Annotated in this window: 10 protein-coding genes; 1 reads left to right on the top strand and 9 read right to left on the bottom strand. The window is 65.9% G+C overall.

The genetic code is table 11. The features are described from left to right. Positions 1 to 80 precede the first annotated feature (80 nt). From HU772_RS11400 to wecB, 4 genes are read right to left on the bottom strand one after another with little or no spacing between them, the layout of a single operon-like run. Complete coding sequence (locus tag HU772_RS11400) at positions 81 to 929, bottom strand: DUF4434 family protein (RefSeq protein ID WP_186657708.1); 849 nt, start codon at positions 927 to 929, stop codon at positions 81 to 83. Beyond that, positions 929 to 3,931, bottom strand: coding sequence for a phage receptor (locus tag HU772_RS11405; RefSeq protein ID WP_186657710.1), 3,003 nt, complete (start codon positions 3,929 to 3,931; stop codon positions 929 to 931). Before HU772_RS11405 ends, HU772_RS11400 begins: the two co-directional genes overlap by 1 nt. After that, the gene (gene nfrB, locus HU772_RS11410; protein ID WP_186657712.1) at positions 3,928 to 6,102 is read right to left on the bottom strand and encodes a cyclic di-3',5'-guanylate-activated glycosyltransferase NfrB; all 2,175 of its coding nucleotides are present in this window, start codon (positions 6,100 to 6,102) and stop codon (positions 3,928 to 3,930) included. The genes HU772_RS11405 and nfrB overlap by 4 nt, the downstream gene beginning before the upstream one ends. Then, positions 6,099 to 7,253, bottom strand: a complete 1,155-nt coding sequence (gene wecB, locus HU772_RS11415) for a non-hydrolyzing UDP-N-acetylglucosamine 2-epimerase (protein WP_186657714.1) — start codon at positions 7,251 to 7,253, stop codon at positions 6,099 to 6,101. The genes nfrB and wecB overlap by 4 nt, the downstream gene beginning before the upstream one ends. A gap of 316 nt (positions 7,254 to 7,569) precedes the next feature. On the opposite strand from wecB, the gene HU772_RS11420 reads away from it, so the two are divergent. Then, positions 7,570 to 8,007 carry a PACE efflux transporter gene (locus tag HU772_RS11420; protein WP_186657723.1) on the top strand — a complete coding sequence of 146 codons (438 nt, stop codon included), beginning with the start codon at positions 7,570 to 7,572 and terminating at the stop codon, positions 8,005 to 8,007. Between the two features lie 99 nt (positions 8,008 to 8,106). Here the strand turns inward: HU772_RS11420 and HU772_RS11425 are convergent, their stop codons facing one another. From HU772_RS11425 to fapC, 5 genes are all read right to left on the bottom strand, one after another. Further along, a complete protein-coding gene (locus tag HU772_RS11425) occupies positions 8,107 to 10,308 on the bottom strand; it encodes an LTA synthase family protein (RefSeq protein WP_186657725.1) in 2,202 nt (733 codons plus the stop codon). A 137-nt stretch (positions 10,309 to 10,445) separates the two neighbouring features. Beyond that, positions 10,446 to 11,732: a fibril amyloid transporter FapF gene (gene fapF / locus HU772_RS11430; RefSeq protein WP_186657727.1), complete on the bottom strand. Its 1,287-nt coding sequence runs from the start codon at positions 11,730 to 11,732 to the stop codon at positions 10,446 to 10,448. 45 nt (positions 11,733 to 11,777) lie between these two features. Next, the gene (gene fapE / locus HU772_RS11435; protein WP_186657729.1) at positions 11,778 to 12,524 is read right to left on the bottom strand and encodes a fibril amyloid subunit FapE; all 747 of its coding nucleotides are present in this window, start codon (positions 12,522 to 12,524) and stop codon (positions 11,778 to 11,780) included. Between the two features lie 35 nt (positions 12,525 to 12,559). Beyond that, positions 12,560 to 13,240, bottom strand: a complete 681-nt coding sequence (gene fapD / locus HU772_RS11440; protein WP_186657731.1) for a fibril amyloid maturation endopeptidase FapD — start codon at positions 13,238 to 13,240, stop codon at positions 12,560 to 12,562. Between the two features lie 61 nt (positions 13,241 to 13,301). Further along, complete coding sequence (gene fapC / locus HU772_RS11445) at positions 13,302 to 14,276, bottom strand: amyloid-like fimbrin subunit FapC (protein ID WP_186657745.1); 975 nt, start codon at positions 14,274 to 14,276, stop codon at positions 13,302 to 13,304. Positions 14,277 to 14,294: the final 18 nt, after the last annotated feature.

A 14,294-nucleotide genomic window follows, 5' to 3' on the forward strand; every position in this document is an offset into this window, starting at 1 on the left:
CGCAGCGGCCCCGGCGATCTTTGCATGAACGCTGAAATCCTGGGGCCGCTGCGCGGTCCTTTCGCGACACAAGGCCGCTCCTACAACGAACCTGGTTTCAGCACATCCTTGGCCCAGGGCCGGTAGCGCAAGGCGAACACTGCCTCGGCATGACAGCCGCCGCTCAGCGCCGGCTTGGCCGGCTCGGCGCGGAACGGCTGGCCAGGCTGGCTGACCTGGCGAAACGCCTCGCGCACGATCCCCACCCGGCACGGCAAGGCCTGTTCATAGCCCTGGCGCACCAGTGGTGCCAGGCGGCCGGTGCCGGCACCGTCCTGCCACCACACACTCAGGCCAAGATCGGCCAATTGGTCCAGCCACGCGCCGTTGACTCGCGGTGACAGCTGGCCGGCACTGAAAGCGCTGATGTGCAGGGGCTTGTCCAGTTGCCGGTTGAACGCCTGCAATTGCGTGTACAACGCATCGCGCCTTGCCTGCTCGCGAAAGTGCAGGTCGTCCAGTTCCAGGGGCAGGTACCAGCCCGAGACCGGCAGCGCCCAGCTGGCCTTGAGCTGCTGGTATTGGCTCAGGGAGCGGCCCAGTTGCGCCTTGAAGTAGCTGTTCAGGCCCTCGCCGTCGAGTTGTTCCAGGCGTTGGTAATAGGCTGGGTCCATGTACAGGCCCAGCACCAGCTCCAGGCCCTGGGCCCGGGCTTCGCGCAGGCTGTTGGCGAGCCAGCCCTGGGCGCCGCCGAAGTCGCTGTCGCCGTAGGCGCTCCATTGCACGATCAGGGTCTTGCCGCCCTGGGCCACGGTGGCGCGCCACACCTGTTGCCACTGCGCCGGCGTGACACTGGCGTCACGGTTGAGGGGTTGGTAGAACAGGCGTTGGTCGGCCTGGGCGGGCAGGCACAGGGCAAGCAGGCAGACAGCCAGGAAGGTCGTACGCATCAGAAATTCATCTCCACACCCACCAGCACGCCATTGGCGCGCACGTAGAGGTTGCCGCCGAGCGACTGCTGGTACTCGGCGCGCACCTTGAGCGAGCCACGGTAGGCGTTGTAGCGGTCGTCGTCGAACCACCACTGCCAGCGCACACCGACCCCGGCGCGGGCGTCCTGGCGCCAGTCGTTGCTCGGGTCCTGGCTGGCGAACTCGAGGAAGCCGTAGGGCATGATGCTCTGCGGCGAGTTGCCGGGCAGCTTCCAGGCATGGCCTTGCTGGAAGCGCGACAACCAGGCGTGGTCGCCGGCGCGGGTCCACCAGGCGGCGTCCAGGTAAAGGAAGCGCTCGTCCCAGTCGTCTTCGTCGACCCGCCAGTCGTTGCGGTAGCGGCCCTGGTCGAGGAATGACGCGGTGGCACGCAGCAGCAGGTCGTTGCTCGACTCGGCGTGGTGGCGCAGGTCGCCCCAGTTGCCGCCGACCTTGGCCGGGCTGAGCAGCTCGCCCAGGCTCAGGCCGTTGTAGTGCTCGCTGTCGATCTGGCGCTGGTGGTACAGCTCGGCGTACAGGTTGAGGTTGGCCTGGCCCAGCGGCTTGTAGCGCAGGCCCACGCCGGTGCCCATGCTCTGGGCGTAGTCGGTGCGGCTCTGGCCGCCGAACAGTACCCGCCCATACACCGACAAGGTGCTGCCATTGCGGCTGGGCTCTTCGCCCAGGGCATGGTCCCACATGGCCAGCTGGACATTCTGCGAGCGCGCCTTGCGCGAAGTGCCGCTGCGCTCACCGGTGTCGAGGAACTTGTCGTTGGTCGAGGTGCCGGCCGGCGACCAGGTGCTGGCCAGGGTGATGGTGTCGCGCCGCGACAGGGTTTCATGGGCGCGTCGTTGCCGGTATTTGCGGGCCTCCAGGCTGCCGTACTCGTCGTCGCCGTCGACCAGGTTCTGCTCGACGTCCAGCACCCGGCGCAGTTCGGCGCGGGCGGCAGCGCTGTCCTCGGCTTCGTCGTAGCGCAGGGCCAGGGTTTCGCCGAGGCGATAGTCCTCGGGGAAGTCGCGGGTGGCGCGTTGCAGGTAGGGAATCGACTGGCGGCGCAGGGCCTTGTCCTCGGCGCCGGCCAGGCGCATGCCGTAGTCGGCGCGATAGCGCGGCTGTTCCGGTGCCAGGCGCACGGCCTCGGCCAGCCAGGCGGTGCTCTGGGCCGTGTCGCCAGCCTGTTGGGCGGTGCCGGCGGCGGCATAGTAGTGATCGGCGCGTGGCCCGTGGCGCAGCGCTTCACGCTGGAAGGCCAGGGCCTGCTGAGCGTCGCCCTGGTGCTGGGCAATGGCGGCGCCCAGCGCCCAGTCATCGGCACTGCGGTGCGCCGCCGCGTCCCAGTGACGGCGGGCGGCATTGGCGTCGCCGGCACTCAACGCGCCACGGGCGGCGGTCAGTCGAGCGTTGTCGTTCCAGGCGCTGGCCGGCAGGCTGTTCCAGATCGGCAGGGCCGCGACAGAGTCACCCGAAGCCTCCAGCGCATAGGCCAGGGGCAGGCGGCTGGCGTGGTCGCCGAGGCGCTCGGCGGCCTGGTAGTAGACCACCGCCTCGCCGGGCTGGGCGGGCATGGCGCAGCGGCCAAGCGCGCGGTACTGGCCGGGCTCGGTGGGCGTGGCCGGTACCGCCTGGCGTACCGCGTCGCACTGCCCGGCCTCGGCCAGGCGGCCCAGCAACTGGGCACGGGTGGCGGCATCGACTCTCGGGATCAGGGGCAGCATGCGCTGGCGGTTCAGCGGGCCATCGTTGCGCGCATAGAGGTTGCCCAGACGTTGCAACAGCGAGGGCGTCAGCCGCCCCTGGCGCTGGTCGTAGGCGCGTTCGAGCAACTGCCGGGCACGGTCGGCCTGGCCTTGCTCGAGCAGCATGAAGGTAGCTTGCTCCAACGCGGCGAGGTCGCCGCTCTGGCGGTAGCGCTGCTCCCATTGCGCCACGGTACGTGGCTGTGGGGGCTGGGGCGGATCACCGTAGAGGCGCTGCTTGAGGACCGCGTAGCTCCGTTGGTTGTCGCTGGCCTGACATTGGCCCAGTTGCTCGCGGGCCAGGGCCAGGTCCTTGTGCGACAGCCAGTCGACGGTCTCCAGGCACGGGCGCTGCAATTCATTGCTCAGGCGCCGCACCAGCGGCGCGTCATCGCCTTCGCGTGCCAGTTCCCACAGTTGCTGGCGTTGTTCGGGGTGTTGCAGTTGCTCTTCGGGCAGGCTTTGCAACCAGCGTTCGGCCTGCTGGTTGTGGCCCATGGCGATGGCGCGGTTGGCCATGGCCAGGCGGGTGCGGGTCGCAGCCTCCTGCGACGGCGCGCTGGCCAGCAGCTTGTTCAGGCCTTTTTCGTCGACCTGCTGCACATAGGCGTTGGCCAGGCGTTGCCAGTCTTCGGCGGGCAGCTCGCCCTTGTCGGCCAGTGGTTGCAACTGGTCGATGGTTTCGCCCCAATTGCGCAACTGCTCGGCGAAGTTGGCCCGGGTGGTGCGCAGCACCAGGCCGTCATCGCGCACCGGCAGCTGGTTGAGCCATTCCAGTGCCTTGGCCGCGCCGCCGAACTTGGCCAGGCTGACGCTATAGGCTTGCCACAGGCGCACGCGCTGCTGGCCCTGGCTGTTGGCGAGCCAGGCCTCTACCTGGCTGGCGGGCGGTGGGTCCTGCTCGATCCAGGTCAGGCGCAGCTCCAGCAGGGCATCGGCGTGCTCGGGGTTGTCGTCGAGCTCCTCGGCAATCGCCTGGGCCTCCTGGTAGCGGCGCTGATGAGCCAGGGCCTGGGCCAGCAGGGCGCGTGCCTCGTTGTTGTTCGGCACGCGCTTGAGCACATGGCGGGTCAGGCGCTCGACCTCCGCCCAGTTGTCCTTCTGCGCCTCACGATAGCCGCGCTCCATGAACGGATAGCTGGTGAAACGCTGGAAGTCGGTCATCGGCGCGGTGGGCGCGGCCAGGGTGGAGGAACACAGCAACAGGCTGGCGAGGGTCAGGGAAATACGCGGCTTCATGCCACCTCCCGGGTCAGGTCATAGGCGGCCTGCTGTTCGCTGGCCTGTTCGGCGAGGGCTTGCTGGAGGATCTCCTCGGTGATGATGCCGCGGGCGATCAGGTGTTCGCCGAGGCTCTGGTGCTCGGGGTCGAAGTCGATCAACGCCTGGTTGAACAGGGTGACCGGGACCATGCCGCGCACCTGCAGCAGGGCACCGAGCATCACCTGGTGGGTGGCGACCCTTTCCAGCAGCTCGGCGTCGTCCTGGTGGCGCTCCAGCACGGCGAGCATTTCGCGGGTCTCGGGCTTTTGCCAGGGGCTGGGGTAGTGGTAGCGCAAGCCCAGGGTAACCCGGCCCTGGGGCGCCAGGCGGGCGCGCACCGGGCGTTTGAGCTGACGGCTGATGACGCCCAGGGAAACCTGGCTGACCGGGCTCTCGCTGGCCAGGACCAGGGTGTCGCCATCCTCGTCCACCGGCAGCACGCCATAGTGGGTAGCGAGCTTGCGCGGCAGCTTGGCGATCAGCGCGGGCGCGAGCTTGAACGGGTTGAGCGGCGCCCAGGGCAGGTCCAGCTGTTCGGCCAGGGCTTCAGCCAGTTGCTCGCTGTTCAGCCAGCCGCGCAACAGCAGCTCGCGGCCCAGGCGTCGGCGTACCGGGCTGGTGATCGCCTGCTCCAGTTGCGTTTCGCTGATCAGGCCTTTGTCCACCAGGCGCTGGCCCAGCGGTGTGCGTGCCGGCGAGGCGAGGGCGGGGAATTCATGGGTGGTCTTGTCCCAGGCCACGCGCCGCGAGTCGCCCATCTCCATCACCTGGCGCAGGGCGCGCAGGTTGGCGAAGAAGTTGACGAAGTTGCTCCACATCATCCGTGGCGCCGACAGCAGCCCCTCGAAGATGCCGTAGTAGCGGGTGACGAACCAGAACCGCTGGAACAGGCGGTTGAACAGCAGCAGGCCGTTGAGCCACAGCAGCACCGTGAGTAGATGGCTGTCGCTGAGAATCGACATGAAGCGCCACGACTCCGGCGCAATGGCGGTCACCAGCCACATCGCCAGCAGCACCAGCAGCAACAGGTTGACCAGGAAGCTCAGCAGGTAGGCGAACAGCCCCCGGCGGTCACGCCAGAGGAAGTAGTTGAGCGCGCCTTTGCGGCTCCAGCCCAGGTTGCTGGTGCCTTGGAACACGATGCCGACGATCCATCGCGACTTCTGCCGAATGGCGTGCTGCCAGTCGCGGGGGAAGTGCTCGCGCACGCAGATCACTTGGGCGAATTCGCGGCTCATGCCCAGGCGCCATTCCTGTTTCAGGGCCAGGCTGGGGTCGGTGATCGAGTAGCGGGCGAAGATGCACTTCATGCCTTTTTGCTTGAGACGAAAACCGATGTCGTAGTCTTCGGTCAGCGATTGCACGTCGAAGGCGATGCCGTCGCCGTCCTCGAGCAGGGCGCTGATCGCCCGGCGACTGAAGCAGGTGCCGACCCCGGCGCTGGGCACCTGGCCGGTGAGCGCTTCGCGCACGATAACGTCCTTGCCGTGGTTCTCGGCGAACTCATCGACGTAGTGGCCGGCGGTGAAGCCTTTCCATTCCGGGGCGTAGGGGTACACCGGGATCTGGATCATGTCCTTGTTCGGCAGTAGGTAGTTGTACAGCCGCAACTCCATGGGCGAGATGACGTCTTCGGCGTCATGCAGGATGAACCCGGCGAACTCGATGCGCGCGTCCTGCTGGAAGCGCAGGATGGCGTCGATGATGTTGTTCAGGCAGTCGGCCTTGCTGGTCGGACCGGGGCGGGCGCAGACCACTTTGTGCACGTTGGGGTAGTGCAGGCACACGGCGTCGACGTCGGCCTGGGTCTGCGGGTCGTTGGGGTAGGTGCCGACGAAGATCTGGTAGTTCTCGTAGTCGATGGTCGACGCCGCCAGGCGCGCCATCTCGCCGACCACGCCGACTTCGTTCCAGGCCGGGACCATGATCGCCAGCGGTTTTTCCGGCACTTCGAACAGGCGTTTCTCGTCGGCCTTCTCGTGCTTGTCGTAGATCCGGAAGCGCCGGATCAGCTTGCGGCCCCAGTAGCACAGGTCGATGAACAGGTCGTCGAGGCCGAGCACGAACATCAGTGTGGCCAGGACGATGGCGAGGATCTTCAGGCCGAACAGGACATAGGTGAGGAAGTCGATGAAAGCCAGGCTCATGCGTTGTCCCGTGCGGCGGATTGGTCGGCGAACCAGCGAGTCAGGCGTTCGGCGATGCGCTCGCTGGCGTGGCCGTCGCCGAACGGGGTGAACACCCGCGCCATGCGCGCGTAGGCGGCGGGGTCGTCGAGCAACTGGCTGGTTTCATGGACGATGCGTTCGGTCAGGGTGCCGACCAGCTTGACCGTGCCGCCCTTGAGCACGGCCGGGCGCTCGGTGACCTTGCGCAGCACCAGCACGGGCTTGCCCAGCGCGGGGGCTTCTTCCTGCACGCCGCCGGAGTCGGTGAGGATGATGTGGGCGCGGTTCATCAGCCAGACGAAGTGCGGGTAGTCCTGGGGCGCGACCAGGTGGATGTTGTCCCGGCCGGACAGCACGCTGTACACCGCGTGCTGTACCTGCGGGTTGAGGTGCACGGGGTAGACGAACTGCACATCCGGGTAGCGCAGGGCCAGTTCGGCCAGGGCCAGGCAGATGCGTTCGAAGCCGCTGCCGAAGTTCTCGCGGCGGTGGCCGGTGATCAGCACCATGCGCTGGTCGTCGCGCAGCACCTTGAGCGGGGATTCGGGCGCGGGGCGCCAGTTATCCCGCTGAAGTTTGTCGCGCATCCACAGCAAGGCATCGATCACCGTGTTGCCGGTAACCTCGACGTGCTCCGGGGGTACGCCTTCGCGAATCAGGTTGGCATCCGAGTCGCGGGTTGGGGTGAAGTGCAGGTCGGCAAGCACCCCGGTCAAACGCCGGTTGGCTTCTTCCGGCCAGGGTTGCTGCAGGTTGCCGGTGCGCAGGCCGGCTTCGACATGGCCAATGGGGATATGCCGGTGGAACGCCGCCAGGCTGGCGATGAAACTGGTGGTGGTGTCGCCGTGTACCAGGACGATGTCGGGCTTGACCTGTTCGTAGGCCCGGTCGAGCTTGTCCAGCAGGTCGCGGGACAGGCCGTTGAGGGTCTGGTTCTGGGTCATCACCTGCAGGTCCTGGTCGACTTTCAGGCCGAAGGCGGTGAGCACCTGCTCGAGCATTTCGCGGTGCTGGCCGGTGGAGCAGATACGCAGGTCGACCTCGGGCCAGTGGCGCAGTACCCGGGCCAGCGGGGCCATCTTGATCGCTTCCGGGCGGGTACCGAATACCATCATCACGGTGTAGGCCATCGTGGAGTTCCTCGTTCGATTCCCTGGACGAAGTTGTACGACTTGTCGCCGTTTGCACGTGATAGATACAAGCAGCGGAATGCGGGGTTGTCCAATGTGCCCGATGACCCTCGAAGCGGCAGGGCAAGCCCTGGCGAGGCGTCATGCAAGCGGGGTCGTGTCGGCGCTGGGAGGGGCCGGACACCAGGGAGGTGCAGCTTGCGGAAACGTTTATGCTAAGTTTTCTTGATTGAACGGTCAGTCAATAAAGTATTTCTGACTTTTACTTGTAGGACAGTTTTAGTAGTTTGGTAGGTCTTTTCCCTGGGAGCTGCACATGCAAGGCAAGGCGCGCAAGATCGTTCAGGCCATTCTCTACGAGGCCATTGCCGTGGCCTGCGTGGCCCCGGCGCTGGAACTGGCGTTCGGCGCGGGCATGGCGCAGTCGACGGTGCTGTCGATACTGATGTCGGGCATCGCCATGAGCTGGAACATGGCCTACAACTGGGCGTTCGAGCGCTGGGAAGCGCGCCAGCAAAAGCGCAGCCGCACCTTCATGCGGCGGTTGCTGCACGCGCTGGGCTTCGAGGGGGGGCTGGTGCTGATCCTGCTGCCGCTGGTGGCGTACTGGTTGCAGATCAGCTTGTGGGCAGCGCTGGTGACCAACCTGGCGCTGTTCGTGTTCTTCTTTGTCTATGCCTTTGTGTTCCAGTGGGGCTTCGACAAGGTCTTCGATGTGCCGGTATCGGCACAGGAAGCGGTCAAGGGCTGCTGAGGGGCGGTTGGCGGCGGGCTGGGTGACACTGTAGGAGCCGGCGTTGCCGGTGCCAGCAAGGCTGGCTCCTATGCGGTCAGCTTGGCGGATGACGTCCGTTCAGCTCGAATGGGCAATAGGGGCGTCCACCAGCTCCTCGGGTGTCTCTTCTTCCCCCGGCACGGCCGTGATCACGCTGAAATCACTGACCTCGACCTCGCCACCGCCATAACCGAGCAGGTGGAAGGAGAACGCCTTGCGCACGGTCGGGTTGTCGAAGTCGAACTCCATTTCCAGCGGCTGGTCGGCGCTGACCCGCATCTCCTCGGGCAGACCCAACTGGACATCCTGCTCCAGCTCCTTGGCCTTGAGCTGGATATAGGCGTCGTGCCGTGGGTCGAGGGCGCGGACTTTCAAGCGCACCCGGGTGCGGGTGCCTTCCGGCATCTCCAGGTACTGCGCGCCGATCAGGTTGTCGGCCCAGTCATCGCGGATGCGAGCTTGCAGGGCAATAGGCGACGGGCCACCGAACTGGTAGCGCAGGTTGAGCGGTGTTTGCAGCAATGACTGGTCCAGGGTCGCGGCCAGCAGGCTGATCTGCGGGCCGGCACCGTCCTCGGCACGTCCGAGGAACCTGGCCTGTTCGGCGATGAAGCCCTCGCTGGCGTAGCGCCGGCAGCGTTGCTGGAAGTCGCACTCGCTGAAGGTGCCGTGGCCGTCGTGATAGCGCAGCACGCCGTTGGTGTAGGAAATCATCTCGCGGCCACTGTCGTAGTCGCGGTACAGCGAGCGGCCAGCCAGCGCCGCCGGGATCGGCAGGGCGAAGTAATCAAGCAATGAAGTGCTCAGGTCGACATGACCGTAGGTGCCGCGCTTGAGCCGCGGCAACTGCGCCTGCTCTGGCGCCAGGGTCAGGTTGAAGCCCCAGGCCGAGGCCAGGCGCACCCCATCGATGCCGTGGGATTCGTCCGAGGTAACCACCACCAGGGTGTCCCGCAGCACGCCCTGGCGCTCGAGGTTGTCGAGGAAACTGCCCAGGGCGTCGTCCAGGTAGGCCACCGCGGCCTGCTTGGCGGTGGGGTAACGTTGCAGGTAGGCCTCGGGCGCGGAATAGGGCTGGTGGGTGCCGACCGTGAGCAGGGTCAGCATCCAGGGTTGCGGCTGCTTGCGCAGCTGGCCGACATAGTCCAGCGCGCCTTCGAAGAAGGCCCGGTCGTCCTTGCCCCAGGGGAACTCCAGGTAGTTGGCATTGCCGAACCACTCCAGGCCATGCACCGACTCGAAGCCGATATGCGGCATGATCCGGTCCTTGGCCATGAAACGCAGGCCGGCGCCTTGCAGGTAGTGGGTGGTGAACCCGGCCTGGCGCAGTTGGGCCGGCAGGCAGGACTGGTTGCGCAGGTCCTGGGTCAGCAGTTCGACGCCCTTGGGCGTGCCGTTGGCCAGTTTGTCGTAGTCGCCGCAGAGCATTGCGTACAGGCCGCGGATGGTCTGGTGGGTGTGCAGCACGTAGTCGGGGGTGTTCATGCCCCGCTCGGCCCAGCGGCTGAGATTGGGCATGAGCTCATCGCCGAAGTGGCTGCCGATGGCCTCGCGGTTGCTGCGAATATAGGCCCCGGGGATGCCCTCGACGGTGATCACCAGCAGGTTGCGCGCCGCGCCGGGGCCGTCGAGCAGGCGGCGGCCATCGAGGTCGGCCTGGGTCAGGCCGGTAGTGGGCAGGGGCGTTACCGGGGGTTCACCCGTCACCAGCACCTTGACCCGGTGTTGCAGCGTACCAGTGGCGGCTGACAGCAGCTGATGCGGCAGGTTGTACTGGCGCCACTGGTCGGCATCCGACGGTGCCAGTTGCTGGCTGCCCCAGTGCGCGGCCAGCAACACGGCCGGTACCGCCCAGGCCTTGCGTGGCAAGGAGGCGGGACGCTGATTGCGGCCCAACCAGTGGCTAGCCAGCCAGGTGACCAGGGCGCCACCCAGCAGCCACGGCAGCCAGGGTTGCGCCAGGCTGCCGCCGGTGGAGTTTTCCATGAACTGAGGGTCGAACAGGTAGCTGAGATCGGCCTGGTTGGGCAGACGGCCCACGGCGCTGACCAACTCGGCCGAGGCCACCATCAACCCGCCCCAGGCCAGCAGCACGGGCAGCGCCAGCCATAGCGGGCAACGCTGCAACAGGAGCAGCAGCAGGCTGCCGACGGCCAGGTCGGAGATGAAACCGAGGGGATCCGCCCAGCCCAGCAGGGCCCGCGCGCACAGGGGGATGACCAGCACCAGGCTGGCCAGGGTGATCAGCCGGGCCCGGGGGTGGTCAAGCAAATTTCTCACTGCAGCATTCCTTCTTGCCATCAAACCGTCACACAAATCTGCCGGATGATATCAGGCTGGGCGTACGAAGGTGCTGTAGGACAAGGCTGGTTACGAAACGCCGGCCCCGCAACACGGGGCCGGCGCGGCTGGCAGGCTCAGAAGTAGTAGGGGAATTTCAGGCTGAAGGTGAAGTCCGGGGCGTCGTCGGTCAGGCCGATCGACAAGTTGGGCACGATGGTCAGGTTCTCGCTGGCCGCCAGGGTCATGCCGACGTTGAAATAGGCGGCATTGGCGTCGCTGGACTTGACGTCGGTCCAGTCGCCGCCGTCGGACTTGATCCGCGAACGCCGGGCGATCAGGTCGGACACCGAGAACGACATGGACATCTTCTCGTTCAGGGCGAACGCCACCCCCGCGCCCACTTGGAAGCTGTCGCCGATCTTGACCTTGCCTGGCTCCTTCACGCCCTGGGTGGAGCTGATGTCGCTGAACGACTCCTCGAAGGTATGGGTATAGGACAGGCTGCCGAACAGCACGGCCGGGTCGTAGGTCTTGACCAGCGAGATACCCGGGGTGATCGACCAGACGCCGTTGCCGGTGGGCAGGTCCTCGGGGTAGTTGAGGTTGTCGTTGCTCGGGTCGCGACGCAGTTTGATGCCGAACGGGTCCTTGCCGGTCGGGGCCTTGACCCGCAGGCTGACCACCGCGTCGGGGCTGTTCTCCGACTCGTCGAGGAACTTGTAGGCCACGCCGAAGTTGACGTCGCCGATGGTCGGGTCGCGGGTGACGGTGCGTTCGGATACCCCATCGGTGCTGTTGCCGACCCCGCCGGACTGGTAGGTGCTTTCGCGGTAGACCACCGGGACGTTGATGTCGAACTGCCAGCGCTGGTCGAGGTTGTAGCGACCGGTCAGGTCCAGCGTCCAGGTGTCGGCCTTGATCCGGTCGATGTTGATGTTGCCGAGGAAAATCGAGTCCAGGGCCAGGAAGCCGTTGAGGATCAACTGGCGGGTGTCGTAGCGGGCGTAGGTGATGCCGGTCTCGAAGCTGAACTTGCCGCCGCCGAAGAAACCGCTGGCCTCGTCGTACAGGTTGGACACGCTCTGCGCCGGTTCCGAGTCGTCACGCAGCGACTCGCCATAGGAGGCACCACCTGCCGCCGCGCCCCCGGCGCCGGCAGCGGCCACCGCCTGGTTGTTGCGCGGCTGCGAGGCCGGCGAGCGGGTCAGGCGCTTGGGCGGTGGTGCCGCCGGTTGTTCCTCGACCTGGCGGACCCGCTGTTCGAGGACCATCAGCGCCTGTTGTTGTGCCTCGTAGCGCTGCTTGAGCGCCGCTAGCTCCGCTTTCAGTAGCTCCACCTGAGGATCGGCGGCTGCGTAGAGCAGCGACGATGGCATCAGGCTCCCCAGGCAGACCACTGCCCCCCACGACAATCGATGCATAGTTAGCCGTCCCTTCCAACTGCGATAAGTGAGACGAAGCGTAGATCAATATCCTGTGAGGCGTAGGCCCTTGAGCTGGTCGAGGTTGCAGTTCAGCGCGCCGGCCGAAGGCAGGTTGTCGCGCAGTACCACGTTCAGCTGGGTCAGGTTGTTCACCGCGTTGCTGCCGCCGAGCAGGGTGGTGGACTGCAGCAACCCGCCATCGGCCAGACGTTGCAGGGCCTGGCCCTGGTTCTGGTTGGCGTTGATCGCCATCTGCAGGCCATTGCCACTGTTGGACACGCTGACGGTGCCAGCGTTGCTGCTGCTGCTCAGGGTGGCGCCGGTGGCCAGGGCCTGGCCCACGGCGGCGGCATTGGCCGGGGCCACGCCGCTTTCACTGACATTGAGCTGCACATTGTTATAGGCGCTATTGTAGTCGCCCGCCGAGCGTACCGACTGGGTGACGCCCTGGGTGTTGTTGGCCAGGCCCGCGCCGCCGCTGACCACGCCGGTACCCGTGTTGGGCGCGGCGTTGCCGCTGTTGCCGCCGTTGAACGACACATAGAACTGCGGCTTGTAGATGTTCTGCTGGACCTGCAGGTTGGCCGTGGCGCCGATTCGGTCGCCGGCGGCATTCTGCCAGGTGCTGCTCATGACTACGCCGAAGCTGATGATTCGCCCCGGCATCACGTATTTGCCGCGCAGTTGGGCCAGTTCCTGGTCCTTGACCTCGATCGGCTTGAATACCTGCGCGTAGGCCGGGAGGCTGGTGGCCAGGCAGGCGGCGACCAGCCAGATGGTAGTCTTCATCACTGCTCCCCGGGGCCTCGTGGCCCTTGTAATCGTCAGAAGAAGTCGCTCTGGATGAACCCGAACTCCATCAATTGCGCGTCCTCGACCGGATAGAAGCCATTGACGCGGTTCTTCGCGGTGATTGGCGCCGGTGGGTCGAGCAGGGCGTTGGCCTTGTCGTAGCCGGGGCCAATGACGGCGAAGATGATGCCGTTCCAGCCTTTGACGAAATCGTCGAACGTGTAGCGTTTGTGGCCCAGCACCGGGTCGCCGATGTAGACATAGCCCCGGTGGACCCGTTGCAGCACGACGAAGTGCTTGTAACCACGGATGTCCATCAGGACCACCACCGGAATGCTGACTTTCTCCAGGGTGTCGGGTTCGACCCGATAGCCCCGGGCGCGCATGCCGATGCTTTCCACGTAGCGTTTCATGTCGAGCATGGAGAAGCCCTGGACCTTGACGGTGTCCTGGTCGGAATGGGCGAGCATGCCTTCGATGATCTGGTGCTCATCCACATCCAGCCAGTAGGCCTGCTTGAGGATGGTCGCCAGGGCGGCGGCGCCGCAGCTGAAGTCGGTCTTTTGTTGCACCAGGTCGGCGAAACGCCGTTCGCGCACGCTCTGTACCGGTTTGTAGACGAGGCTGCCGCCAGGCATGGCGGCAATCGGCATCTGCGCGGCTTCGATCACGCCGGCAAGGCACATCAGCACGGCAAGCAGGACAATGCGCATGACCTTCTCCACCTGGTTACGTACAGGGAAAGGGGCCCCGAGGGGCCCCGATCGGCTGCTGTTACATGCAGGCTTTGCAACCTGCGGCGATGGACAGCGAGTTGGTCTGCTGGTTGCCGTTACCGGCCGAGACGTTGGCGCCGACATTGCCCGACACGCCGTTGAGCGAGTTGACCATGGTGGCGTTGTTGGTCACAGGGTTTTTCCAGCCGGTGGGGGTCAGGACCTGATAGGAGGCGACGCCGGCCAGGCCGAAGGTGCCTTCCTCGTGGAACTTCAACGGATCCTTGTCGGTCCGTCCGCCACGGTCGTGGCCATTGCCATGGCCGCTGCTTTCGTCCTCGACGTAGCCCCAGCCGTTGCCCTGGTAGGTGCCATGGGCGGCGAAGGTGGAGTAGAGGGTGTCCTTGCTGTAGGTGCGGTCGGCCTTGTTGTCGACATTCAGGTTGCCGACGCTCTGGTTGGCGGCACCGGTGGCGGCGGCGACACGACCGCCGGACACGGCGATGGCCAGGTTGTTTTTCTGTTGGTTGAAGTCGCCGGCGGTCACGTTGATGCCGATGTTGCCGGAGCTGCCGTTGGCCGAGCCGGTGAGGGTGGCGTTGTTGGAGGTGGAATAGTTTTTCACCCCGTTGCTGAAGTTGCTCTGGTTGGCCTGGGCCATGGCCACGGCGCTGCCGAAGATGAAGTTCTCATCGGCGGTGGCGATGGCGGCGACGTTGTCCTGCTGGTTGCCGTCGCCGGCGGCGACGTTGGCGCCGAGGTTGCCGTTGGAGCCGTTGGCCGAGTTGTCCATCCGTGCGTCGTTGCGGGTGCCTTCGTTCAACACGCGGTTGTTGCCATTGCTCTGGGTGTCCAGAACGGTGGCGGCGGAGCCGGCGTTGACCAGCAGCGACAGCAGCAGGCTGTCGTTGTTGTTGCCGTTGTGTCCGCCATTGTGGCCGCCGTGCTCGTTACGCCCGCCGGCCTGTGCAGCAACTGCCATGACCGCAGCGAGGGCGAATACCAGAGGCTTGAGTGCCATTTTCGGTTTCATGGTGTTTCTCCGCTTTTT

It is taken from the genome of Pseudomonas xantholysinigenes (assembly GCF_014268885.2).
GTDB classification, from domain to species: Bacteria; Pseudomonadota; Gammaproteobacteria; order Pseudomonadales; family Pseudomonadaceae; genus Aquipseudomonas; species Aquipseudomonas xantholysinigenes.

What these genes read in the sequence shown, in the direction of transcription:
- HU772_RS11400 (WP_186657708.1), bottom strand. Translation starts at nt 929, where the DNA reads ATGCGTACGACCTTCCTGGCTGTCTGCCTGCTTGCCCTGTGCCTGCCC.
- HU772_RS11405 (WP_186657710.1), bottom strand. Translation starts at nt 3,931, where the DNA reads ATGAAGCCGCGTATTTCCCTGACCCTCGCCAGCCTGTTGCTGTGTTCC.
- nfrB (WP_186657712.1), bottom strand. Translation starts at nt 6,102, where the DNA reads ATGAGCCTGGCTTTCATCGACTTCCTCACCTATGTCCTGTTCGGCCTG.
- wecB (WP_186657714.1), bottom strand. Translation starts at nt 7,253, where the DNA reads ATGGCCTACACCGTGATGATGGTATTCGGTACCCGCCCGGAAGCGATC.
- HU772_RS11420 (WP_186657723.1), top strand. Translation starts at nt 7,570, where the DNA reads ATGCAAGGCAAGGCGCGCAAGATCGTTCAGGCCATTCTCTACGAGGCC.
- fapF (WP_186657727.1), bottom strand. Translation starts at nt 11,732, where the DNA reads ATGCATCGATTGTCGTGGGGGGCAGTGGTCTGCCTGGGGAGCCTGATG.
- fapE (WP_186657729.1), bottom strand. Translation starts at nt 12,524, where the DNA reads ATGAAGACTACCATCTGGCTGGTCGCCGCCTGCCTGGCCACCAGCCTC.
- fapD (WP_186657731.1), bottom strand. Translation starts at nt 13,240, where the DNA reads ATGCGCATTGTCCTGCTTGCCGTGCTGATGTGCCTTGCCGGCGTGATC.
- fapC (WP_186657745.1), bottom strand. Translation starts at nt 14,276, where the DNA reads ATGAAACCGAAAATGGCACTCAAGCCTCTGGTATTCGCCCTCGCTGCG.